Consider the following 23724-nt stretch of genomic DNA (forward strand, 5'->3'; position numbering starts at 1 on the left):
TTTTGATTTTTTGATTAGGTGTATATTTCTGCATAAAATCCCTCCATTACTGGGTTAACATTTTTATACTATTTTGAAATGTCAACCATATAAGGATTATCGCAGAACGCGGCCGGCACTATTTTGAGATTTTGCACAGTTCGCAAAATCTCAAAACTAGGCCTTTCACTAAGTGCTGAAGCACTAAGTGAAATTTGGCAGCTGAGCCATCACAGGACTTGTACTCCAGACTAAGTACATATTCTTACAGCTGATCCAATAAATTTCGAGATAGATATAGATTTGTTCATAATGAGTATTGAATTACTTTGCGGCTCTATACTTCATTTCATCCTAATAATTATCTAGAAATAAAAAATAACAGCATCTATTCATAAGTACTGATTTTTACGTACAAATATGAATAGATGCTATTTTTCTAAACTCATCAAGGATACTTTTTGAAAAAACAGCAGTTTTCACTACACTTTAGAGACAATCGCTTTCAAATAACCTTTAATTTTATTAAAATAAGTAGTAGCAAGTATTCAAAATTGTATTTCTTATTAAGCTCAATGAACTAAATTTGAGCGATTGGAGGATTTCATGAAAGAATTTTCGAATCAAACAAGAACAAACAATCTGCAAGCAATGCAAGACCAAAAATTGGATCTATTAGTCATTGGTGGTGGTATCACCGGTAGTGGCATCGCCTTAGATGCGCAAAGTCGCCATATTCAAACTGGCCTGCTTGAAATGCGTGATTTTGCTTCCGGTACTTCTAGCCGCTCAACTAAGTTAGTTCATGGAGGTTTAAGATACTTAAAACAAGCCGCAATAAAAGAAGTTCATGAGGTCGGTAGTGAACGTGCAATCGTCTATAACAACGCTCCGCAAATCACTACACCCGTCAAAATGATGTTGCCTTTTTATGAAGGTGGAACTTTTGGTCCCTTCACCACCGCTATCGGCTTGGATGTCTATGACCGTTTAGCCGAAGTTAAATACTCCGAAAGAAAATATATGTTAAATGCCCGTGACACAATCGAACGTGAACCCTATTTGAAATCCGAAAATCTAAAAGGTGCAGGTGTCTATGTTGAATACCGAACTGATGATGCTCGTTTGACCTTAGAAGTTTTAAAAAAGGCCAATGATTTAGGTGCTCAAATTGCTAACTATGTCAAAGTAACTGGTTTGCTATATGAATCTGACAAAGTAGTCGGTGTTACCTTTGAAGACCAAATCACCGGAGATATTGGTGAAATTCATGCCAAAAAAGTTATCAACGCCGCTGGCCCTTGGGTAGATGAAATCAGAAAAATGGATGATTCTGACAAAGGTAAACATCTTCACCTAACTAAAGGCGTTCACCTAGTAATTGATCATGAAAAATTCCCAATCTCTAATTCCGTATACTTTGATACACCTTTCCACGATGGCAGAATGATGTTTGCTATCCCTCGTGAAGGCAAAACATATATTGGAACGACCGACACAACTTGGACCGACGATCCCAAAGAGCCTTCAATTACCGCCACAGACGTAACTTATATCCTAGCCGCTGCAAACCAAATGTTTGATTTGCCAGAATACCTAACTCCTGATGATGTCGAAACTGGTTGGAGTGGTGTCAGACCATTGATTCAAGAAGAAGGCAAGAAACCTTCTGAAATTTCTCGTAAAGATGAGATTTTCCAATCAGACAGTGGTCTACTTTCCATTGCTGGTGGAAAGTTAACTGGCTATCGTAAAATGGCTGAAAAAATCGTTGACCGTGTAGCACAACAATTGACCGTCGAAAGTAATTATGATTTCCAACCCGCTCAAACAAGAGATTTAACCCTTGGCGGTGGTGATGTCGGCGGTGGAGAAAACTGGATGGATTTCTTTGATAAAGAAGTTCATGAGGGCATCACCAATTATGATTTGGACCGTGAAGATGCCGAAAAACTAGTTCAACGTTACGGCTCAAACGTCGAAAGTATTTACAAACTACTACCTGAAACACACACTAAGGCACGTCTACCAAGAGTTGATTGGGCTATGTTAGAATATGGTTTACAAAACGAAATGGTCGAACATCCAATTGATTTTCTCTTACGTTGCAGTAGTCAAATGTTGTTTGATTTGAAACATATGAAGTCAATTAAAACTAATGTGATTGAGTACATGGCGAAGTTTTATCAATGGGATGAAGATACTAAGAAAGCTATGACTGATGAGGTCAATCAAAAATTAGCTCTAACTGATTTGAGTGCTATTAAGAAGAAGTATGCTGAGTATAAAAAGAATTAGTGTATTTCTTTTTTGGAGGTAGTGGTTAAAATGCCGTCTTCCGCAACAGCTCTGGGAAACGCTGGAACGCGGTGGACGCAACTTGAAGCCAATTCCAGAAACGGGAATTGTCTCCAAGATTGGTCTTTTGGTAAGTGCTAAAGCACTAACCAAAATTTCACGGCTGAGCATTTCCCAGAACTGTTGCTCCAGACTGAATTTCAAATCTATGCAATATTTTGGTGAATTTTGAAGTGGATTCGGTTCTATTCAGAATAAGTATAGAATTGATTTATAATCTGGATACGTTATGCTCATTTAAATTTTAGTTAGTAAAATTTTATAAAAAAACAATAGAAAACATTACTAGAAATGCAGTAAAACGGCAAACTAGTGATGTCTTCCTTTTGTACTGTTCATATTTCTATTCTGAATAGAAAAAACAATTTGACTATAAAAATATCAAGTATTACACATGAATAGAATTAGTATTCCTAAATGAATAGAAAGCAAATAAAACATAAAAGTGAAATTCAGTCCGGAATAGCAAAGCCGATTTGGCTCAGATGTGAAATTATTCTTAGCGCTTTAGCGCTTAGAATAAGGCCAAGCTTTGAGATTTTGCGCACTTTGCAAAAGCTCAAAGTTGTGCCCACATCGTTCCAGCCAAAATCGGCTTTGCTATGGAGGACGACATACTTAACCAACACTAATAAAAATAAAATTACTCTTTCATTTTTTTCAAAATATAGTAAAGTGAAGTTTGTACTTGTAAAAATCAATGAAGGAGATCAGTCGAATGTTAAAGGAATTTCAAGAGTTCATTTCCCGTGGTACTGTTGTTGACTTAGCCGTCGGTGTTATCGTTGGTGCTGCTTTTAATAGTTTAGTATCAGCAATCACCACTTACCTTTTGAATCCGCTAATTGGACTCATCATTGGGCAAATTGACCTGTCTGACATGAAGTTTCAAGTATTAGGTGCAACCTTTTTAATCGGTGACTTAATCAATGCCATAATCAATTTCCTAATCATCATGTTCGTCGTGTTCTTGATCGTTAAGATGATGAACCGCATGCGTCGTGATGGCTCTCGTAGTAAGTTTGACCAAAATGGTGAGGAAATACCTGATCCACAAACTGAATACTTACAACAAATACGTGATTTACTAAGATATCAACAAAGACATAATAATAACAATCGTTATTAACTAAAAAAACAGAGATTTATTAAGACTTTCGTCAGAAAATAAACCTCTGTTTTTATTTTGCCTTATTTCAGTGGTGTAACAACTTTTAAATCCAAAGCTTGTAAGAATCCGCTCTGACCATCGACTACCATTGGAATCACATTAACACTTGGCGCAGCACTAGTTACATAGCTTTCGTCTAGTGGCATCATCCCATTGATACTAATATCGAGTGATTTCGGCATTCCTTCGATATGGATCTTATTGTCAATGGCTGGGGTCTTATTAACGTCATCGCAAATCTTATGCACATAAATCAAACTAACTTTGGCCTCACCGTTGACCATGCCGCTCATCACGAACTTGTGTCCAGCAATCGTACCCTTTTTGACCGTACCAAAAATTGGATGCAAATCTTCTTGAGCGGTATAGCAAGTATGTTCAATCTGCATATCATCAAACTTGAAGCCTAGGCGATCACCCATCTCGTAAACTCCAGAAATGTAGTATGAGGCAATCCCTAACTTTAATTTATCTTGAGGGAACTTTTCAGGGTCCATTCCATAACCGAAGACTTTGACCCAACTGGAATAGTTGTGCTGATCATCTTCTCCAGATTGAACCGTAATTTTATCAACTCGACCCATTAAACCTGCCAAAACAGTTGGAATATACGAAGCATAAGCTCCCGGCAATAAGCCAGTTGGCAAATAAGAAACGCCATTTTCCTTAGCTGTATCGTTGATCATTTTATACAAATCTGGTGTTGTTGCTTGTGAATAATATATTGGCAAAGTCGTAATTACATTCTTCTTAGCTTTTAAAACTTTACAAATATCTTTTGCACTTGGAGTAAAACCGCCTTTTTCGTCTCTTACCAAAGGTGTGTAATCTAAAACTACATCAGCATCTAACTGTAAAGCTGACTCAATATTATCAGTTACGGTGATACCAGTCTTTGGAAAATCAAAAATCTCACCAGCATCTTTACCAACTTTCTTAGGATCTACGTCAACGGCACCAACTAATTTCAGAGATTCTTTTTCTTGAATCATTCTGATAGCTGCTCTACCAACGTTTCCTAGACCCCAAACGATAATCTTGTATTGTTTCATAAATATCACTCCCACTGGTCTTAATCGGCCCTTTCTATTGCTCATAATATCACGAAGTCATCCCGGCTTAAATTAAAAACGGTATCAAAAAAGAGTCACTTTTTACAAAGTGGCTCTTTTTATAACATTTCTTAAACGAGTTACACAAGAGCAACTCCCTTGTTTCACTCTCTGTTCAAAACGAGTTGCACAAGCCAGGCCCAGCCATATAGCTACATTTCCCAAATCACACGCAAAATCGGCGTGCAATTCGTGAAATTAGGCTATCTGTCTGAGCCTAACCGGCTTGTTTCACTCTCTGTTTTGTCTAGTTCTTACTCTTGAAACGTGTGTCGAACAATGGGCTAACTGGTTCATTGTCGTAAATACGTTTGATTGCTTCACCGATAAGTGGTCCAACTGAAACTTGAACCATCTTGTCGATAACTTTTTCTTTAGGGAGATTGATTGAATCTGTTACAACCAATGTCTTGATTGGTGAGGCTTCAATTCTTTCAATAGCAGGACCTGAAAGGATTGGGTGTGTACAACATGCGTAAACTTCAGTTGCACCAGCATCGATCAAAGCTTGTGATGCAAGTGAAATTGTACCAGCTGTATCGATCATATCATCAATGATGATGGCGCGTTTGCCTTTAACATTACCAATAATGTTCATAACTTCGGCAACATTAGCACGAGGTCTTCTCTTATCGATAATAGCAATTGGTGTCTTCAAGAATTCGGCTAACTTTCTAGCACGAGTAACACCACCGTGGTCAGGTGAAACAACTACGGCATCTTCTTCAAGATGATTTGTTAGGAAATAGTCGGCCAATAATGGGGCACCCATCAAGTGGTCAACTGGAATATCAAAGAATCCTTGAATTTGTGCAGCATGAAGATCAAGTGCAAGCACACGATCAACACCGGCGCGTTGTAACATATTAGCAACTAATTTAGCTGTGATAGGTTCACGTGAACGTGACTTACGGTCTTGTCTTGCATAACCGTAGTAAGGAATCACAACGTTGATCACACTAGCTGAAGCACGTCTTAGTGCATCAACCATGATCAAAAGTTCCATCAAGTTGTCGTTAACTGGTGCTGAAGTTGATTGAACTAAGAAGACTTCTGCTCCACGAATACTTTCTTCAATATTGATTTGGATTTCACCATCACTGAAACGTGTAACTGATGACTTTCCAAGTGGTACTCCAACAGTCTTAGCAATTTTTTCTGCCAATGGCTTGTTTGAGTTCAATGCAAAAATTTTCATACGTCGTTCATTATTTTCAAATGACATTTAATTATTCACCCTTATTTCCATTCTTCACTTTTTGATAGTGGTAATCTATCCCAAAAATCTTCTTTGTTTGTTTGTCTTTGACGCGCAATAGCCATCGCATGCTTTGGAATATCCTTTGTAATAGTTGAACCCGCTGCAATAAATGAGTGGTCAGCCATTTCTACTGGAGCAATAATATTTGAATTGCTACCAATGAATGAATGGTCACCAATTGTACTGTGCCACTTCTTAACACCATCATAGTTGACGAAGACAACTCCACAACCAACATTAATGTCAGTTCCAAGTGTTGCATCACCAACGTAAGTCAAATGTCCTACTTTAGTTCTATCGCCAATCTTGGCATTCTTAACTTCACAGAAATTACCGATATGCACATCACGGCCAATTTCAGCTTTAGGACGCAAGTGGGAATTAGGACCAATGTTGCTACCCTTGTGCATAATGGCACTTTCAATTGTTGAACTGATAACTTCAACATTATCTTGAATCTCTGAATCCGAAATTCTTGAACCTGAACCAATTACACATTCTGAACCAATAGTCGTCTTACCAAAAATCTTAACGTTAGGTTCGATAACAGTATCGTTACCAATCTCAACATCAATATCAATGTAAGTATTATCTGGGTCAACGATTGTAACACCGTCACGCATATGACTTTCGTTGATTCTTCTTTGCATAAGTTTTTCAGCTTGTGACAAAGCAACACGGTCATTGACACCTAGTGATTCACTAAGATCAGCCATTTCATAAGCGGCAACCTTTTTACCTTGTTCCTTCAAAAGAGAAATCACGTCTGGTAAATAGTATTCGCCTTGAGCATTGTCATTATTAACTTTGTGCAAGTTTTCAAAGAGCACCTTGTTGTCAAAACAGAGAACACCTGTATTGATCTCTTGAATTTCTTGCTCACTTCTTGAAGCATCTTTTTGCTCAACAATTTTTTCAACATTGCCACCATTATCACGGACAATACGACCGTAACCAAATGGATTGTCAGCGTGGGCTGTCAAAATTGTTACAGCTGCTTCTTGTTTCTCGTGATAGTCAAGTAAGCTTTCAAAAGTTTCGGCAGTGAAAAGTGGTGTATCACCATTTACGATTAGCGTGATTCCTTCTTTATTTCCTAAATCTTTTTCAGCTTGCATCACGGCATTAGCTGTTCCTAGTTGTTCTTCTTGTAAAGCGTACTTCGTTCTATCACCAAGTAGATCTCTAACCTTATCAGCACCATTACCAATAATTGTTTCAATCAAGTCAGGTTCAATTTTCTCAACTTGAGTCAAAACATGGTCAACCATGGCTCTACCTGCAACAGGATGCAATACCTTGTATAGTCTCGACTTCATTCTTGTGCCTTTTCCGGCTGCAAGAATTATTACATAACGATTCGACATCAGAAACTCCCTTCAGTCATTCAAATATCCTTATATATAATAGCATTATTATACATAACTGCTCAATCAAGAATTTATTCAAAATAACTAAAATCAGTATTTGTCAAATAATTTCCTGGTTCAACGTTTAAAATTCGATTTTTAGTATCAATTTTAGTTACTTTAAAAATTGAAGTAACGTCTGAATCACCAAATTGACTGTTGATATTAATATTTTCAGCAAAGACTGTAGCACCAACAAAAATTGCGTTAAATTCTGAGATCAAACTACGCAATCCATTGATCGTACCGCCACCCTTCATGAAATCATCAACAACTAAAACGCGGGAACCTTCTTTTAAACTACGTTTGGAAAGTTCCATTTTTTCAACTCGGTCACTAGAACCTGAAGCATAGTTAACACTAATTGTTGAACCTTCAGTGATCTTAGAATCACGACGGACGATCACAAATGGGATATTCAAGAAATTAGCGACACTTTGGGCAATCGGAATTCCCTTAGTAGCCACTGTCATGACGACATCGATTGAACTTTGTGAATACTGTGTAGCAATCATTCGACCGACATTTCTTAGCAATTCTGGATCTGCCAATAAATCAGTTAAATACAAATAACCTCCAGGCAAAATCCGATTTGGTTCAACTAATTTTTTTGAAGTTTCCTCCACAAATTCAGTGGCTTCTTTTTTAGAAATTCCAGGTGTAAAAATCACCCCGCCACCAGCTCCGGGCAAAGTTTCCAAAACTCCAATGCCTCGAATCATAAAGGTTCTTCTTAAAATTCCTAAGTCTTCTGATATTGATGACTTAGCTGATTCGTAACGGTCAGCGAAAAACGCTAGTGAAATTAGCGTATGTGGTCGTTCGAGTAAATAGCGAGTCATATCAATTAAACGTTCGCTTCTTCGTGTTTTCATCTTTTTTTCTCCTAAAACGTATCTCTCTACAAGATTATAAAGCAAAACAATGAACAATTCATATTTTTTTGAATGTAAACAGTATCATTTTACTAACTTTATGCCGTCTTCCGCACAAAACCTGTGATGGACTGGAACGCTGCCGGCGCAACTTTGAGCTTTTTCAAGCCCGGAAAAATCTCAAAGATTGGCCTTCTACTAAGTGCTAAAGCACTAAGTAGAATTTGGCGGCTGAGCCATCACAGGTTTTGTGCTCCAGACTAGATAACGGATCTATTTTTTATTTGCTTTCCATTCGTTTAAGAATTTCAATTTATTCTGAATTCGGTTTGGGTCATTGCCTTCATAATTTAATTGAAGAACTTTTTTCAAAAATAGAAATTCTATTCCAATTCCCCTCTAAACTGTTTTAAAAAATAGCGTGACGCTAGTTTAAAATTCCATTTCCATAAAAATAAGAACATAGGTTAACCCCAATAGAACATCTATTTCTAAAAAAATGGAAATTATATAAAACATAGATCCGTTATTCAGCACCGGAGCAACAAAGCTGATGGGCTCAGCTCTGAAATTATTCTTAGCGCTTTAGCGCTTAGAATAAGGCCTAGTTTTGAGATTTTGCGCACTTTGCAAAAGCTCAAAATAGTGCCCAGAGCGTTCCAGCCCAATCAGCTTTGTTGCGGAGGGCGGCATACTTTACCCAAACACCAAAACCCCAAAAAAATAAACCCAAGATAATCAAAATACGATTGCCTTAGGTTTATTTTTGTAGAGCTTGTTTTCATAAAATTGGGTTGTTACCCACTAACGAGTTCTTATTATTCGGCTTCTGCTTCTGAATCCATATCAGATTCTTCAGCTGGTTCTTCACTATCAAAGTGAATATCAATTGATTTTGTCAATAAATCGGCATAACTGTATGAAACTCTTTCAAAAGAGTTTTCATTTTGATCCAAATCTACGACAAATACTGAATGAAACGTTTCTGACAAAGTTCCGCGACGGCGGATTACTTTCTTACGACCTGCTTGTGCGACAATTGTTAAATTCTCACCTAAGTGTGAATCTAAACGACTCTTGATTGTCTTCAATGATGTTGGCATTATAATAATCACTCCTTAGGAGTGAAATTTTACCACGTTTTATTGAAAATTTCAAGGATTATCTTTGCTTACAGTCTTTTCATTTCTTAAATTCTTCAGCCATTTGCTTGAATTGATCAATCGAAACTTGCTCTGCTCGGGCATTCTCGGCTATCCCACACTTTTCAAAAATCGCTTTAATTTTTTCACGGCTTTCATCAGTGCGACCTTGCCAATTCAACAAATTGTTCATCAAGCTCTTACGTTTATGTGCAAAAGATGAACGAACAACTTTGTTGAAAAAGACTGGATCGTCAATATCGATTTCTGCTTTTGGCAAACGATCCAAAACTGCTACGGCTGAATCAACTTTTGGTCTAGGAATAAATGAATTACGTCCAACGATTCGATCGATTCTAGCTTTCATTTGTGTTTGCACAGCAATTGTCAAGGAACCATATTCACGATGACCCGGATTAGCGGTAATTCTTTCAGCAACTTCTTTTTGCATCATCAAAACTAATGATTGGAATGGATAGTCACTGTTAATAAGATTCAACATGATTGGCGTTGTGATGTAGTAAGGCAAGTTGGCAACTACCTTAATTGTCTTACCTTCCAAATTGTGATCTTTGACAAATTGGTCAAGATCAACTTTTAGAATATCCTGATTGATAACCTCGATGTTGTCGTAATACTGCAACGTATCAGCCAAAACTGGAATCAAGTTTTCATCAATTTCAAAGGCATAAACTTTTTGGGCCACTTGTGCAAGTTTTTCCGTCAAAGCACCAATACCAGGACCAATTTCAATCGCAATTTCATCAGCTTGTAAGCCGCTAGCGTCAACGATTCCGTCCAAGACTTTTTCATTCGTTAAAAAATTTTGTCCTAAACTTTTCTTGGCACGTAGCTTGTATTTACGCATGATGTCATTGGTACGAATAGGATCGGCGATACTTAATCTATTTTGTGTCATGGGTACTTCCTTCATCAAATTTTTTAACTGCTGAAACTAAATCTTCGGGAGCAATTTGAAACATATTCAATCGATTCAAAAATTGCTTGGCATTCGTGTAACCAATCTTCAACTCAGAGCCAACGAATTCACGTCTTTGCTGCGAATCACTTAACCCCGTCAAGCCCAAGTTGACCAAATCAGCACGGTCGTAATTTTGAAAATCGGTGTCACTCTTCGTGTAAACTGCCTCTAAAGCAGCCTTAATGTCGGCATTATTGGCATGTTCAATTCCCAAACTACCGTCGCTCTTCTTAGGAGTAGCTTGATTTCTGGGCAAAAAAGCCTGTTGAGCATCTGGAACAGCTTTTGAAATGATAGTCCGCAAACGATTGCCATTAAAATCTGGGTCGGTAAAAATAATTACCCCCCGTGTCTTTTGGGCAATTTTGATGCGTTCCAGCGTTTCTTGATTCAAAGCCGATCCCGTCGTTTCAATCGTGTCGACATCCCCGAAACAATCTTTCAAACGATTAGTATCGGATTTGCCTTCAACCACAATAATTTCTTTTATTTTTTTCATAATTATAAATTATACACTTTGTGAGCATTATTAAAGGTTTCTTCAGCCACAACAGATGGGTCGATGTCCTTCAACTTGGCAATCGCATCAACCACATATCTCGTATAAGCTGGTTGATTTTGATGACCACGATAAGGTTCTGGCGTCAAATAAGGTGCATCAGTTTCCACCAAGAGTCGATCTAAAGGCGTATTCTTAGCTGATTCATGAACCTCAGGCGCATTTTTAAATGAAACCACACCACTGTAAGAAATCCACAAACCAAGATCTAAGAACTTGTTCAACCAATTTACATCCCCGTTGAAACTGTGCATGATGATACCAGATTTAGACATATCATGATTTTTCAAAATTTGATACATGTCATCAAAGGCGTCACGGCAATGAATAGAAACCGGCATATTGTATTGCTTAGCCACATCTAATTGTTGAATCAAAACCTTCTTTTGAATTGCTGGTTCAGGATCTTCTTCCCAGTGATAATCCAAACCAATTTCACCGATACCGACTACTTCTGGTAACTGGATTTGATTAACAAGTTGTTCTTCGTTGTATTCCTTAGAAAATTCAGGATGCCAACCAACAACGGCATGCAGTGGTTGATAATTTTGAGCTAGACGAATTGCTTCAATATTAAATTCTTCATTCGAACCAATGATGGCCATTTCCACAACATCTAGTTCTTTTGCGTTGTCGATAAATTGTTGGGTTTGACCGGCAAAAGCTTCGTCATTTAAATGTGTGTGCGTATCAAATATTTTCATAGATTAACCTAAAACTGCTCCATTCTTGTGGGAATTGTCGACAATAGCAAGTTTAACTTCGTCACCTTTTTCAGTTGAAAGTAACATTCCGTTACTCCATTCACCAACCATCTTACGAGGTTTGAGATTAACAACTGCTAAGATTTTCTTACCGATCAATTCTTTGTAATTTGGATAATACTTGTGCATACCTGAAAGGATTTGACGATCAACGCCAGTACCATCATCAAGCTTAAATTGTAATAACTTATCAGAATTTTCAACTGGTTTAACATCAAGAACTTCAGTTACAACCATCTTAACTTTAGCAAAATCGTCGAATTGAATTTCTTCTGGGAAACCGTCGTCAGCTTCTTTTTGAGCCTTGGCTTTAGCTTGAGCAGACTTACTCAACTTACCAGCACCATGCTTAGCTTGTTCTTCAGCCATCTTACCCTTGATGTAATCGACTTCTTCTTTTGCATCTAGTCTTGGGAAAATTGGTTCTGGTTTTTCAGTCACTGTCTTACCAACAACTGTTTCACCAAAGTCTAATGACTTGTCATTGTCATAATCTAATCCTAATTGAGCAAACATCTTAACTGGTGCTTGTGTCATAACTGGACTGATCAACAAAGCAATCAAGCGAAGTGATTCAGCTAAATGTCCAAGAACTGATTGTAATTCAGCTTTCTTACTATCATCTTTAGCTAAAACCCAAGGTTGTGTTTCATCAATATACTTGTTGGCGCGACTGATGAAGGCCCAGACACTAGCTAGTGCATCAGGAAATTCAAACTTATTCATGTGTTGACGATACTCGCTCAAAGTATCAGCATAAGTCTTTTCCAAATCTTTATCCAAGTCAGTAACAGCTGTCGTTGTCACAATCTTGCCATCGTCATACTTGTTGATCATTGAAATAGTTCTGTTCAAAAGATTTCCTAAGTCATTAGCTAAATCGTAATTGATCTTGTCAATGTAATCTTCCGGAGTGAAGACACCATCATTTCCAAATGGCATAGCACGCATCAAGTAATAACGTAGTGAGTCTAGTCCGTATCTAGAAACTAACATTTCAGGATAAACAACGTTACCCTTAGATTTAGACATCTTACCGTCTTTCATCAATAACCAACCATGACCAAAGACTTGTTTTGGAAGTGGCAAATCTAGTGCCATCAAAATAATTGGCCAATAAATTGTATGGAATCTGACAATTTCCTTACCAACGAATTGAACATTAGCTGGCCAGTATCTCTTGAAGAGTGAATCGTCATCGCTACCATAGCCTAGAGCTGTGATATAGTTCAACAAAGCATCAACCCAAACGTAAACAACGTGTTCAGGGTTACTTGGAATCTTAACACCCCAGTTGAAACTAGTTCTTGAAATAGCCAAGTCTTCAAGACCTGGTTTAATGAAGTTGTTGATCATTTCATTTTTTCTAATTTCTGGTTGGATGAAGGTTGGATTATCTTTGTAATATTGCAACAAACGGTCGGCATACTTGTTCATTCTAAAGAAGTAACAAGGTTCTTTAACTAGTTGAACCTCATGTCCAGAAGGAGCTTTTCCGCCGGTAACATTGCCATCTTTATCACGGTAAACTTCAGCCAATTGTGATTCAGTGAAATATTCCTCGTCATCAACTGAATACCAGCCAGCATATTCACCTAAATAAATATCGCCTTGTTTGATCAAGCGTTCAATAATCTTTTGGACAGCCTTAACGTGATATTCGTCAGTGGTACGAATGAACTTGTCGTTGGAAATGTCCAATTTCTTCCAGAGTTCTTTGATACCTTTAGCCATCATGTCCACGTATTCTTGTGGTTGCATGTGTTTTTCTTCGGCTTTTTGTTCAATTTTGAGACCATGTTCATCTGTTCCAGTTAGGAAAAAGACGTCGTAGCCTTCATTACGTTTGTAACGAGCTAATGTGTCCGCCGCAATCGTTGTATATGAGTTCCCAATTGTTAATTTACCTGATGGGTAATAAATGGGAGTTGTTATGTAAAATGTTTTTTTATCTTCAGTCAATATATTAACCTCCACCGCTTTCAAATTGATATTAAGTATAGCATTTTTTTATATTTGTGAAAAAACGTTCGTTGCATCATCCGTAATCATTAAACCTGTTGAATCCATGTGTAAATCTTCCTTATTGATAGCGACTAATTTTGCCTTAGGTGAACTGTATTCTAGTAAACCGGCGAACGGATAAACTTTGAAACTAGTTCCAACCACGACCAATAAGTCAGCTTTTTGAACCGCCAAAGCGGCATTTTGAAAGTTTTCAGGGTTAATATTTTCACCATACAGAACCGTCGTCCCCGGACGAATGATCCCGTTGTCTTCGTGATGTCGATAATCCTTCAAATACTGCTTGTAATCGAACTCTTTGCCACAAGTTAAGCAATGAATATTATCGTACAAGTTACCGTGAAATTCTATGACATTTTTTGCACCAGCTTTAGTGTGCAACTTGTCAACGTTTTGTGTCACGATAGCACCTTTTTGATTGGAAATTTCAGCCATCTTTTTATGAATGATATTTGGTTGTGCATCAGGAAAGTACATATTATGAACGACAAAATCGTGAAAAATATCTGGATGCTTGATTAAATTGTCGTGACTCAACATATACTCGGGCGGAAAATTAAATTTTTCCCTTTTATAGAGTCCATTCTTCGAACGATAATCAGGAATCCCCGATGGAACTGAAACTCCGGCACCCGTTAGAAATGTTACGAATTTTGCCTCTTTCAATAATTGTTTAAATTCCTCAATCTTTTGCACAAAAACTCCTCCTATCTAGTTAAAAATCTGACCTCTTCTTTCTTGAAAACATCTTCAATTTTATATTGATAGAATGCTTTATAAAACTCTGGTGTGACTTTATTAGGGTCGATATCTAGAGTTGTCACACTTTGTCCATCATTGATACCTAGCAAAACAAAGGCATCTTTACCAGTTGCACGATTCTTAAAAGCTGAATGTTTAACTTGGTAAACTTGATTCAATTCTAAACGCAATTGACGCTTGGAAAGTACCGGCGTAATATTCAAAAATTCGTGATAGCCTAAACCTTCATAGCCATTCTCTAGAATAACTTCATTGTAAGTATCAAGCGCGTTAACTAGAGCTCTTCTAAAGTGGAATGAATCACTTAAATCGTTAGCTTCAGCAATTTTGACCAAACGACTAGCATACTTGTATGAACTTGGAAATTCATCTTTCCACTCACTATCTTTGGCGTGTTCACCAAAAATAATACCATCGAACATGATCAAAGTCCGATAAAACCGCATATTGGCAAGGTCTAGTTGTACCTTCGGATTCAAAGCAGCATCGATACCTTTCAAGAACTCAGCCTTAGTTTCATCATTGTAAGTACCATCAGCTTGTTGTGACTTCAAAACCGAGACGTGTTCCAATGTTTCAAAAACTGAATTAGCGATGGCTAAAATTCGTCCATCATAGTCAGGCTTACCTGAAGTTACTGCACAACTGATACTTGGCTCGTCTGACAATTCTAGTTCAATATGATACAACTCATGTGCTAAAACGAAATCACGGAACTTTTCATTCGTGATAATAATCTTAATTTCGTCACCTTTAATTTCGTGACTAGCTTGGTCAAGTGTTAGAAAATCTTGATCCGAGTAATCAGCATAGATACTGATTTTCTTATTATTAGCTTGTTCAATCTTTTGCACCTGTTCTACAATATTAGTAGATAGATCACTATTATCTATTTGTTTCATTACTACACCTCATTCAAAGGAGATTTTTATATGGATATCAAAGTTGATTTACCCAACAATTTGTTGCCCGATAAATATGGCAAATACGCTGCTCCTGAAGAAATAAAAAATGGGAAACCTATTATCAGTTTCCCAATTCAATTATCTAATCTTCCAGCAGAAACAAAAACTATCGCTTTGACTTTTACTGATCCTGATTCAATTCCCGTCTGTGGATTTGAATGGATTCACTGGACTGCTGCTAATATTCCTAGTTCTCAAGTCATCCCTGAAAACTTCAGTCAATTAGCCAAAAATCCAGTCGTTCAAGGAAAGAATAGTTCTGCTAGTCCTCTACTTGACGGATCCGATGTTCCAACTGGATACAACGGTCCTAATCCACCCGATCAAACCCATGATTACATTCTCAAAGTGTTCGCACTAGATGATAATCTTGATTTGGAAAATGGTTTCTGGATGAATGAATTATTGCACAAAATGACTGGACATGTCTTGAGCAGTGCTCAAATTACCATTCCAAGTCGTGCCTAATTCACTCTTTCAAATGCATCTTATGAAAATAGTTAAAGACATAACCTTCTCGCACGCCAAAGTTTGAAAAACGAATTTCGGTCGAGGGGGTTTTTTTGATGATTTCTGAAATTATCAAAATTCCACCTAAAATAACTTCATAACGGCCATCACTCAATTCTTTGATTTGACTACGCTTTTCAACTGACAAATGAATCAACTTATCAAAAAGTTCATCAATTTGTTTAGTCGTGATCACCGAATTGTGAAGTGTCTTCTTTTTCTTATTTTCACGATTCAAAATACTCGTTACAGCCCGCAACGTACCACCTAAACCAACGAAGGTGGCATTAGTATTCATCCAACCTAGTCGATCTAGTCGTTCGTCAATATCTTTTCGAGCCGCTCTTAATTTTTCTTGTTTAATTGGATCACTCGCTAAATACAAATCCGAAATTGAAATTGCTCCAATCGGAATACTCAAGCCATGCTTTAAGCGTCCTTTCTTGGCTAAACTAATTTCACTGCTACCGCCACCAACATCGACAATCAGTGCGTCTTTTATCCGCATCGTACTTCTGACTGCCACGTAGTCATAATAAGCTTCTTCTTGCTCGTTGATGATTTCTAATTGGAGACCAGTTTCTTTTAAAACAGCAAAGATCAATTGTTCCTGATTCTTAGCCATTCTGACTGCTGCCGTAGCAATCAAACTAGTTCGGTCTACTTGGTACCTTTCAATTCGCGTTTGAAATTTCTTTAGAACATCAATTGTTTCTTCAATCTGTTCATTGGTCAAAAGTCGACTTTGGGTAATAGATTTGCCCAATCTAACCGGCTCACGCCAACGATCCAACGTTTTAAAACGATTCTTTTTTGAAGATCGATACACAGATGTTCTAATGGAGTTAGATCCAATTTCGATAACTGCTAACTTCAAATTACATCACATCCCATTGTATCAATTATATAAAAAAATAGGCCTACATAGTAGACCTATTTTTCACATAGCTAAGAAATTAGTTCATTTCTTAATTGTTTACGTTCATTAAAGAACTGACGATAGCCTAAATAGCAAGAAATAATTGAACCTAGACCAGTTGAAGCTAAGAGCATAAAAGTAACCATAATTTGGTATTTAATAGCTTTGACTGGATCAACTCCCGCAAAAATCAATCCGGACATCATACCTGGTAAACTAACCAAACCTAACGTCTTGATTGAATCGATCGTCGGTTGCATACCACTCTTGATACTATCGCGTAAAATATCGAGTGACGCCAATTTCACATCGGCACCCAAGGCTAATTTCTCAAGAATTTGTTGATGACGGTCGGTAAAAGTTTGCTTCATATTGCGGTAACAAAGGCCAATGGCGACCATGATGTTACTGGCAATCATACCGGTAACTGGAACTATTTGTTCGGGAATAAACTTGATTGAACCAGTTAAAACTAGTGTTCCTAAAGTAATTGTCGTTCCGACAAAAATCGCCAACAGTGACGACTGAAAAGCCTTAGGAATCCCATTGCCACGCTTACCAGCATTGTAGGATGCATTGATCACAATGATCACAAAACAAGCGGCTGTTAGCCAAATATCATCGGCTTTAATGACAAATTTCAAAATGTATCCCACAATCGACAATTGAACGATGGCCCGGATAACACCAATTAAAATATCTTTATTGATCTGTAATTTTTCAAAGTAACCAATCACTAACGCAACTAGAACTAAGACAAATCCCAACATTAAAGTAGAATTAGACACTGTTAAATTAGACATTTTGCACCATCCCATCTTTAATCGTAATCGTATCGTGTGAGGCTTCAATTTCTGACTCATCATGAGTAACGCGCAGAATTGTTACTCCTTGTTGATTAAACTGTTGTAACATTTCGTGGACAATTGTTTTATTTTCCACATCTAGTCCGGCGGTAACTTCATCAGTTATCAACACTTCCGGTGGAAAAATCAAATTTCTGATCAAGGCGATCCGCTGCTTTTCCCCACCAGAAACATCATTGACACTTTTATCAATGTAGCTTTCATCAAGATTGACCATCTTCAAATATTGCTTAACTTTTCCTTCATCAAATTCAAGATTTCGAACTTCAAATGGAAAGTTCAAATTCTCGCGCACGGTCTTACCAAACAGAGTTGGTTGTTGAAAAGCATAAGAAACACGTTGACGGTATGTAGTTGGCTCATAAGTTTCAATTCTTTTTCCATCGAAGATCACTTCACCGGATGTAGCGGAAATCATCGACGCTAAAATACGCATCAGTGTACTCTTCCCACTACCTGAAGGTCCAATGACCGTGATGTATTTGCCTTTTTCAATCTCCAAATTGATATGTTTAAGAATTTCTTTATCCCCAGCTGTATAAGATAAATCGTGTACCTCAAAAACTTTTTCCACAATATCACCTCTAAAAATCATTCTTAATTACCATTATCACAATTCTATTGTGCATAATCTATTTATTAGCTTACAAATATCCTTATTAATCATACAAAATTTACTATGTAATTGGTACTCAAAATACGAATAATATGACAGGGGGATGAAGTATGTTGTCCTCCATAGCAAAGCCGATTTTGGAGGCAACGTGCTGGGCACAACTTTGAGCTTTTGCAAAGTACGCAAAATCTCAAAGCTTGGTCTTATTCTAAGCGCTAAAGCACTAAGAATAATTTCACATCTGAGCCAAATCGGCTTTTATTCGGGACTGAATAACGGATCTATGGTTTATTTGCTTTCCATTCATTTAGGAATACCAATTCTATTCATATATAGTGTTTGATATTTTTATAATCAAATTGCTTACCTATTCAAAATAGAAATACCAACAGTATAAAAAAGAAGACATCACTAGTTTGCTGCAATTTCTGCATCTCTAGTAATGTCTTCTACTATTTTTTATGAAATTTTACTAATTAACATTCAAATGATTACAACGTATCCAGACTCTAAATCAGTTCTGCGTAAATTTTGAATAGAACCCATATCCCACTCAGAATTTACTGAAATAACAGCAAAGAATCGGATCCAGTCTGGAGCAACAGTTCTGGGAAATGCTCAGCCGTCAAATTCTAGTTAGCGATTCATCGGATCTCGTTCTAGTTTGGTTAGTGAGTTAGTGTAAATTGCCGTCCTCCGCACAATCCCTGTGATGAGCTGGAACGCTGCCGACGCTATTTTGAGCTTTTGCAAAGTACGCAAAATCTCAAAACTAGGTCTTTTCCTAATCGCTAAAGCGATAAGGAAAATATGGCGGCTGAGTCATCACAGGGATTGTGCTCCAGACTAGATTCCAGTTTTATTTTTTTATCTGTTTACCATAAAAATGGGAAAAACAAGAAGTCACTACTAATTGAAATACCATTAATAAAGCATTTCTGTAACTTTTATAACCAAACTAAGATGAGAACCGATTCATCGCTTACTAGAAGGCCGAACTTGGAGACCTTTTCCGGGTTTGAAAAAGGCTTCAAGTCGTGCGCACATTCTCCAGCAATTTCCCAGAAATGTTGCGGAAGACGGCATCTAACCACCATCCCCCAAAAAGAACCATCACAATTCTTTAATAGCTAATTGCACGTCTTCTTTGGGTATTCCAATTATTGATAAATTGGTTGATTCCCATTTGAGTCGTTTGGTTTGTCCAACAATCATTGTAATAGACATAATTCTTGTCATAGCCAGTTACAACTAAAGCGTGGTATGGGAAACCGTGGAGTGTGTTCCATGTTACGACTGGATGTCCAATATTGATTTGATATTTAACGGCGTTAAATGTTTGACCAGTTAAATCTTTGGCTGACCCGGCATATTTTTCCACAAGGCTCATCAAAGCTGATGGGAAAATTGTAATTCCGGTTCCGTCCCAAGGTTGTCCGATATAACCATAGTTAGGATCTCCGCTCCGTGGCATTTCTCTAGCCATTTGCATTTTATTAACTTTAGCACCGGCATATTGTAACATCATCGTAACTGCGGTAATTTCACAGCCATTTGGTAATTCTGGCCGTTGTGAAATCAATGGTACACCTGAAAGCCAGTTGGCTTCCTTGTATTGGCCGCTTGATTCAACTACATAATCTTGAGGCAGCCAAGTGTCCTTACCAACTTGATACCAATTCTTACCACCAAATTGGGCCTTACTATTTACTTTCCAACTACTTCCAGTTGGTAAATTATTTCCTAAATATACTGCCTTGTCACCAAAACCTTGAAAATCGTGAACACTAGCACCTTTTTTATAAACTACTGTTACAACTCCTGAGTATGGTTGAGCATAATCTTTATATGTTCCCGTTGTAGCGTCAACGTATTCGGTTGTAGCCACACGATAATATTGCTTATTATTGGCGTTATTAACTCGACGATAATCTGCTCGCCAGGCAGTATTTGCCATCAAGCGACGATTAGTGATCAAATTGCCATTATTGTCATACAAAGTGACTGTTTGGTTACCGATTGTGAAAACACCATTCACCGCTGTATCCTGATATGAATTTTGGACTTGAGTAGCTTGAGTCGTCGCATTTTGTTCTACTTGAGTATTTTCTGCAGTAGTTTGAGCTTGTGAATCAGCTTGTGTCGAAACAGAATTTTGTGTGCCGTTTTGTTTATTTGCTTGAACACTTTGAGTTTGGTCTGTTTCAGTTTTTGAGCTACTTTCGACAGCATCCCCTGATGTAGTTTTTGTTTGTGTAGCTTGTGAAACTGGTTGTTGTACTTGTTGCGTTGGTTGAGTTTCCTCTTGAACATTTGTTGTATCAGCTTTTACTACTGTTGTTGACAATAGGCAGCTAGATGCAAACAAAGTTGCAAAAAGTAATTGTTTTTTAATCCCCATAATATCCCCTTTCGAAAACAATTATGAGAGAGTTTACATTAAATTTCAATATGAAAAATTAGATACAATTTCTTCTGGATTTTGAGTATTGGGAGAAGTATGCCGTCCTCCATAGCAAAGCCGATTTTGGCTGGAACGTGGTGGGCACGACTTGAAACTACCGCAAAGTGCGCGGCATTTCCAAGCTCGGCCTTTCACTAAACGCTAAAGCGTTAAGTGAAATTTCACCACTGAGCCAAATCGGCTTTGCTATTCCGGACTGAATAACGGATCTATGATTTATCTGTTTTCCATTATTTTAGGAATATTAATTCTATTCATATATGATGCTTGGTATTTTTATAGTTTAATTGCTACCTCTATTCATAATAGAAAAATGAACAGTACAAAAAAGAAGACATTATTAGTCTGCTACAATTTACTGCATTTCTAGTAATGTCTTCCATTCATTTTTTATAAAATCTTACTAACCAAAATTCAATTGATCATAACGTATCCAGATCATAAATCAATTTTATGCTTACCTCGAATAGAACCGAATCCACTTCAAATTCCACAGAGACAACTGCAAAAACGTGAAATCCAGTCTGGAACAACAGCTCTGGGAAATGCTCAGCCGTGAAATTCTACTTAGCGCTTTAGCGCTTACGTAGAAGGCCAATCTTGGAGACATTTTCCGGGTTTGAAAATGGCTTCAAGTTGCGCCCACCGTGTTCCAGCATTTCCCAGAGCTGTTGCGGAAGACGGCATGCATCTACCACCAAACTAAAAAAAGAGCCAAACACTTAACGTATTCGACTCCATATCAAAATCAATATTATTTTGTTATTTCTTCGACTAGTTTTGCTTGAGCCTGTGCTTGGAACTCTTTTTGGGCTTGTTGCATAACTTGTTTTTGTTGGCTGCTTGTCATGGCAGGATTTGCTTGCATTGCTTTGACAACTGCTGCCTTAACGAAAGCTTCGCCTTCTTGTTTCATTTGTTGCTTGAATGATTTACTGCTCATTTTCTTTTGGAGTTGCTTAGCTTGGGTAGTTGTGAGAACTAACCAATCTTGACCAACCTTGAAGGTGTTCGTCTGTTTAACGAATTCTTTATTGTTGTCTGAAATGCCAAACAAGAAAGAGTAAAATCCATTCTTATATTTCCAACGTGTCGTTTTCTTCGTCAAGGTTGCATTTGCATAATCACCGGTCTTGACAATATTCTTGACGTGCAGATTAACTTTAGTTGTTTGAGGTTTCTTGGCTTTAGCGGTCGCTGGTGTACGGTAAACGTAGACGTTCTCTTTGCCACTAGTTCCCAAATCTTTTCTCAACAACAAATTGCTTCCCTTTTGAACCGATTGAATCTGTTGGGTCTTTTCGGTCGTAACTTTTTCCATTCCAAAATGATTGTATTCATTGGAAATCAACATTACTAAACCGACAATAAATAGTGCGATGAAGGTAAAACATAGACTGTAGCCGACTTTTTTATTCTTTAGAAAGACAGCGAAGAAATAGGCTAAAGCTGCAAAAATTAAAATTGAAATCAAAACCATTATTCTTCACCTGCCAATTCTGTCTTTTCGATTGTAACTTCTTTTGACTTAGCACTGCCCTTAACCATAAAGGTGATCAAGAATCCGACTAAACAGAAGAAGATGGCAACACCAAAGGCTGCATGGTAACCACTCAAAGTAGCACTGAAGAACTTATCTTGGTAGGCCAATGGAGTAGCCTTTAAAATTGATTGTCCGGGTTTCAAGTTGTTAGTTACATTAGTCAAGACACTGACCAAAATAGCTGTACCCATAGAACTGAAAACCTGGCGAACTGTATTATTAACAGCTGTACCGTGACTCATCAAGTTGAATGGTAAGGCGTTCATACCATCAGTTGTAACGGGCATCAAGACCATGGAAATACCAAACATCCGGATCATGTAAAGAACCACAATATCCAAGACTGGTGTTTGCTTAGTCAAGAACAAGAAAGGAATTGTTCCGGCTGTTAACAGGAACATTCCCATGCGAGCCAAATCCTTTGGTCCATACTTATCAAAGGCGTTACCAGTGATTGGACTCATAACACCGATCATCAAAGCCCCTGGGAGCAAAGTCAATCCAGAATGGAAAGCTGACATCCCTTTCACGATTTGAAGGTAAAGTGGTAGGACCATTTCAACACCAACCATCGCCATGTTAGTAACTGATGACAAGGCAGCGGCAATCGCAAATTTCTTTTCGGTGAAAACCCGTAATTCCAAGAATGGTTTGTCCATGTGTAATTGACGATAACCAAACAAGAGAATAAAAATGATACCAACAACGATTGAACCAATAACGGTCATTGAACCCCAACCGTCGTCACCGACAGATGAGAATCCATAAAGGATAGCACCAAAACCTAGAGTTGATTCAACCAATGATAATACATCTAATTTTGTACGATGTGTTTGAATAACTGGACGCATGAAGAAAAATGCTAAAATCAAAACTAAAATAACAATTGGAATGATCATTCCAAAAAGAGCTCTCCACTCAAAGTTATCAATGATGAAACCTGATAGTGTTGGTCCAATCGCTGGAGCCAATCCAATAACTAGACCACCTAATCCCATGGCGGCACCACGCTGATTAGTTGGGAAAATTGACAGCATTACCACTTGCATCAAAGGCATGGTAATACCAACACCAACCGCTTGGATCAAACGTCCTGCTAGGATAACCCAAAAGGTTGGAGCCACAAAGGCCATGATCGTACCGACTAAAAAGGTCGACATTGCGATAATATATAAAATTTTTGTACTGAAATTATTACTCAACCAAGCGGTAACGGGAATCATAATTCCGTTGACCATCAAGAATCCAGTTGTTAACCACTGAACATCAGAAGTTGTGACGTTGAATTCTTTCATCAAGGTTGGAAAAGCTGTTGTTAAAATTGTACCGTTTAAAACCGTACAGAATGTACCCACAAGAAGCACTAACACCAATAGATTACGGTTGAAAGGTTTCCCGTGTGCATCCACAATTGCTTTATTATTCGCCATAATAACAATATT

20 protein-coding genes are annotated in these 23724 nt (G+C 37.7%); 3 read left to right on the forward strand and 17 right to left on the reverse strand.

Going from position 1 to position 23724, the window contains the following annotated elements:
- Positions 1-585: 585 nt before the first annotated feature.
- Both EGT49_RS05410 and mscL read left to right on the forward strand, forming a co-directional pair.
- Positions 586-2277, forward strand: coding sequence for a glycerol-3-phosphate dehydrogenase/oxidase (locus EGT49_RS05410; protein WP_135372291.1), 1692 nt, complete (start codon positions 586-588; stop codon positions 2275-2277).
- A 778-nt stretch (positions 2278-3055) separates the two neighbouring features.
- A complete protein-coding gene (gene mscL / locus EGT49_RS05415) occupies positions 3056-3466 on the forward strand; it encodes a large conductance mechanosensitive channel protein MscL (RefSeq protein WP_135372293.1) in 411 nt (136 codons plus the stop codon).
- Positions 3467-3528: 62 nt separating this feature from the next.
- Here the strand turns inward: mscL and EGT49_RS05420 are convergent, their stop codons facing one another.
- The 11 genes from EGT49_RS05420 to EGT49_RS05470 form a co-directional block, all read right to left on the reverse strand.
- Positions 3529-4560 (reverse strand): hypothetical protein, encoded by a 1032-nt coding sequence (locus tag EGT49_RS05420; protein ID WP_167849765.1) that lies wholly within the window; start codon positions 4558-4560, stop codon positions 3529-3531.
- 307 nt (positions 4561-4867) lie between these two features.
- On the reverse strand, positions 4868-5845 hold the full coding sequence (locus tag EGT49_RS05425; protein WP_135372297.1) for a ribose-phosphate diphosphokinase: 978 nt from the start codon (positions 5843-5845) through the stop codon (positions 4868-4870).
- A 14-nt stretch (positions 5846-5859) separates the two neighbouring features.
- Positions 5860-7248 carry a bifunctional UDP-N-acetylglucosamine diphosphorylase/glucosamine-1-phosphate N-acetyltransferase GlmU gene (gene glmU / locus EGT49_RS05430; protein ID WP_135372299.1) on the reverse strand — a complete coding sequence of 463 codons (1389 nt, stop codon included), beginning with the start codon at positions 7246-7248 and terminating at the stop codon, positions 5860-5862.
- Positions 7249-7322: 74 nt separating this feature from the next.
- Positions 7323-8165 carry a pur operon repressor gene (gene purR / locus EGT49_RS05435; RefSeq protein ID WP_135372301.1) on the reverse strand — a complete coding sequence of 281 codons (843 nt, stop codon included), beginning with the start codon at positions 8163-8165 and terminating at the stop codon, positions 7323-7325.
- An 818-nt stretch (positions 8166-8983) separates the two neighbouring features.
- Positions 8984-9268 carry a Veg family protein gene (locus EGT49_RS05440; protein WP_135372303.1) on the reverse strand — a complete coding sequence of 95 codons (285 nt, stop codon included), beginning with the start codon at positions 9266-9268 and terminating at the stop codon, positions 8984-8986.
- A gap of 79 nt (positions 9269-9347) precedes the next feature.
- Positions 9348-10226 carry a 16S rRNA (adenine(1518)-N(6)/adenine(1519)-N(6))-dimethyltransferase RsmA gene (rsmA, locus tag EGT49_RS05445; RefSeq protein WP_135372304.1) on the reverse strand — a complete coding sequence of 293 codons (879 nt, stop codon included), beginning with the start codon at positions 10224-10226 and terminating at the stop codon, positions 9348-9350.
- Complete coding sequence (rnmV, locus tag EGT49_RS05450; protein ID WP_135372305.1) at positions 10213-10788, reverse strand: ribonuclease M5; 576 nt, start codon at positions 10786-10788, stop codon at positions 10213-10215. The genes rsmA and rnmV overlap by 14 nt, the downstream gene beginning before the upstream one ends.
- 2 nt (positions 10789-10790) lie before the next feature.
- Positions 10791-11552, reverse strand: coding sequence for a TatD family hydrolase (locus tag EGT49_RS05455; protein WP_135372307.1), 762 nt, complete (start codon positions 11550-11552; stop codon positions 10791-10793).
- A 3-nt stretch (positions 11553-11555) separates the two neighbouring features.
- A complete protein-coding gene (metG, locus tag EGT49_RS05460) occupies positions 11556-13577 on the reverse strand; it encodes a methionine--tRNA ligase (RefSeq protein WP_167849768.1) in 2022 nt (673 codons plus the stop codon).
- Between the two features lie 45 nt (positions 13578-13622).
- Positions 13623-14324: an NAD-dependent protein deacylase gene (locus tag EGT49_RS05465; protein WP_167849769.1), complete on the reverse strand. Its 702-nt coding sequence runs from the start codon at positions 14322-14324 to the stop codon at positions 13623-13625.
- A gap of 20 nt (positions 14325-14344) precedes the next feature.
- Positions 14345-15301 carry a hypothetical protein gene (locus EGT49_RS05470; protein ID WP_135372312.1) on the reverse strand — a complete coding sequence of 319 codons (957 nt, stop codon included), beginning with the start codon at positions 15299-15301 and terminating at the stop codon, positions 14345-14347.
- Between the two features lie 30 nt (positions 15302-15331).
- On the opposite strand from EGT49_RS05470, the gene EGT49_RS05475 reads away from it, so the two are divergent.
- Positions 15332-15832, forward strand: coding sequence for a YbhB/YbcL family Raf kinase inhibitor-like protein (locus EGT49_RS05475; protein WP_135372314.1), 501 nt, complete (start codon positions 15332-15334; stop codon positions 15830-15832).
- Position 15833: 1 nt separating this feature from the next.
- On the opposite strand, the gene EGT49_RS05480 is transcribed toward EGT49_RS05475, so the two are convergent.
- From EGT49_RS05480 to EGT49_RS05505, 6 genes are all read right to left on the reverse strand, one after another.
- Positions 15834-16751, reverse strand: a complete 918-nt coding sequence (locus EGT49_RS05480) for a Ppx/GppA phosphatase family protein (protein WP_135372315.1) — start codon at positions 16749-16751, stop codon at positions 15834-15836.
- 71 nt (positions 16752-16822) lie between these two features.
- Positions 16823-17596 carry an ABC transporter permease gene (locus EGT49_RS05485; protein ID WP_135372317.1) on the reverse strand — a complete coding sequence of 258 codons (774 nt, stop codon included), beginning with the start codon at positions 17594-17596 and terminating at the stop codon, positions 16823-16825.
- A complete protein-coding gene (locus EGT49_RS05490) occupies positions 17589-18233 on the reverse strand; it encodes an ABC transporter ATP-binding protein (RefSeq protein WP_135372319.1) in 645 nt (214 codons plus the stop codon). Before EGT49_RS05490 ends, EGT49_RS05485 begins: the two co-directional genes overlap by 8 nt.
- A 1165-nt stretch (positions 18234-19398) precedes the next feature.
- Entirely contained in the window at positions 19399-20676 is a 1278-nt protein-coding gene (locus EGT49_RS05495) for a C39 family peptidase (RefSeq protein ID WP_135372321.1), read from the reverse strand.
- 817 nt (positions 20677-21493) lie between these two features.
- Entirely contained in the window at positions 21494-22219 is a 726-nt protein-coding gene (locus EGT49_RS05500; RefSeq protein ID WP_135372323.1) for a DUF4811 domain-containing protein, read from the reverse strand.
- Positions 22219-23712, reverse strand: a complete 1494-nt coding sequence (locus EGT49_RS05505) for an MDR family MFS transporter (protein WP_135372324.1) — start codon at positions 23710-23712, stop codon at positions 22219-22221. The genes EGT49_RS05500 and EGT49_RS05505 overlap by 1 nt, the downstream gene beginning before the upstream one ends.
- Positions 23713-23724 lie beyond the last annotated feature (12 nt).

It is taken from the genome of Companilactobacillus suantsaicola, from assembly GCF_004745525.1.
Lineage (GTDB): Bacteria > Bacillota > Bacilli > Lactobacillales > Lactobacillaceae > Companilactobacillus > Companilactobacillus suantsaicola.

Coding starts and splice junctions, on each gene's coding strand:
- EGT49_RS05500 (WP_135372323.1), bottom strand. CDS start 22,219: ATGGTTTTGATTTCAATTTTAATTTTTGCAGCTTTAGCCTATTTCTTC.
- EGT49_RS05410 (WP_135372291.1), top strand. CDS start 586: ATGAAAGAATTTTCGAATCAAACAAGAACAAACAATCTGCAAGCAATG.
- EGT49_RS05425 (WP_135372297.1), bottom strand. CDS start 5,845: ATGTCATTTGAAAATAATGAACGACGTATGAAAATTTTTGCATTGAAC.
- EGT49_RS05475 (WP_135372314.1), top strand. CDS start 15,332: ATGGATATCAAAGTTGATTTACCCAACAATTTGTTGCCCGATAAATAT.
- rsmA (WP_135372304.1), bottom strand. CDS start 10,226: ATGACACAAAATAGATTAAGTATCGCCGATCCTATTCGTACCAATGAC.
- EGT49_RS05505 (WP_135372324.1), bottom strand. CDS start 23,712: ATGGCGAATAATAAAGCAATTGTGGATGCACACGGGAAACCTTTCAAC.
- purR (WP_135372301.1), bottom strand. CDS start 8,165: ATGAAAACACGAAGAAGCGAACGTTTAATTGATATGACTCGCTATTTA.
- EGT49_RS05420 (WP_167849765.1), bottom strand. CDS start 4,560: ATGAAACAATACAAGATTATCGTTTGGGGTCTAGGAAACGTTGGTAGA.
- EGT49_RS05455 (WP_135372307.1), bottom strand. CDS start 11,552: ATGAAAATATTTGATACGCACACACATTTAAATGACGAAGCTTTTGCC.
- glmU (WP_135372299.1), bottom strand. CDS start 7,248: ATGTCGAATCGTTATGTAATAATTCTTGCAGCCGGAAAAGGCACAAGA.
- EGT49_RS05470 (WP_135372312.1), bottom strand. CDS start 15,301: ATGAAACAAATAGATAATAGTGATCTATCTACTAATATTGTAGAACAG.
- EGT49_RS05440 (WP_135372303.1), bottom strand. CDS start 9,268: ATGCCAACATCATTGAAGACAATCAAGAGTCGTTTAGATTCACACTTA.
- EGT49_RS05495 (WP_135372321.1), bottom strand. CDS start 20,676: ATGGGGATTAAAAAACAATTACTTTTTGCAACTTTGTTTGCATCTAGC.
- mscL (WP_135372293.1), top strand. CDS start 3,056: ATGTTAAAGGAATTTCAAGAGTTCATTTCCCGTGGTACTGTTGTTGAC.
- EGT49_RS05485 (WP_135372317.1), bottom strand. CDS start 17,596: ATGTCTAATTTAACAGTGTCTAATTCTACTTTAATGTTGGGATTTGTC.
- rnmV (WP_135372305.1), bottom strand. CDS start 10,788: ATGAAAAAAATAAAAGAAATTATTGTGGTTGAAGGCAAATCCGATACT.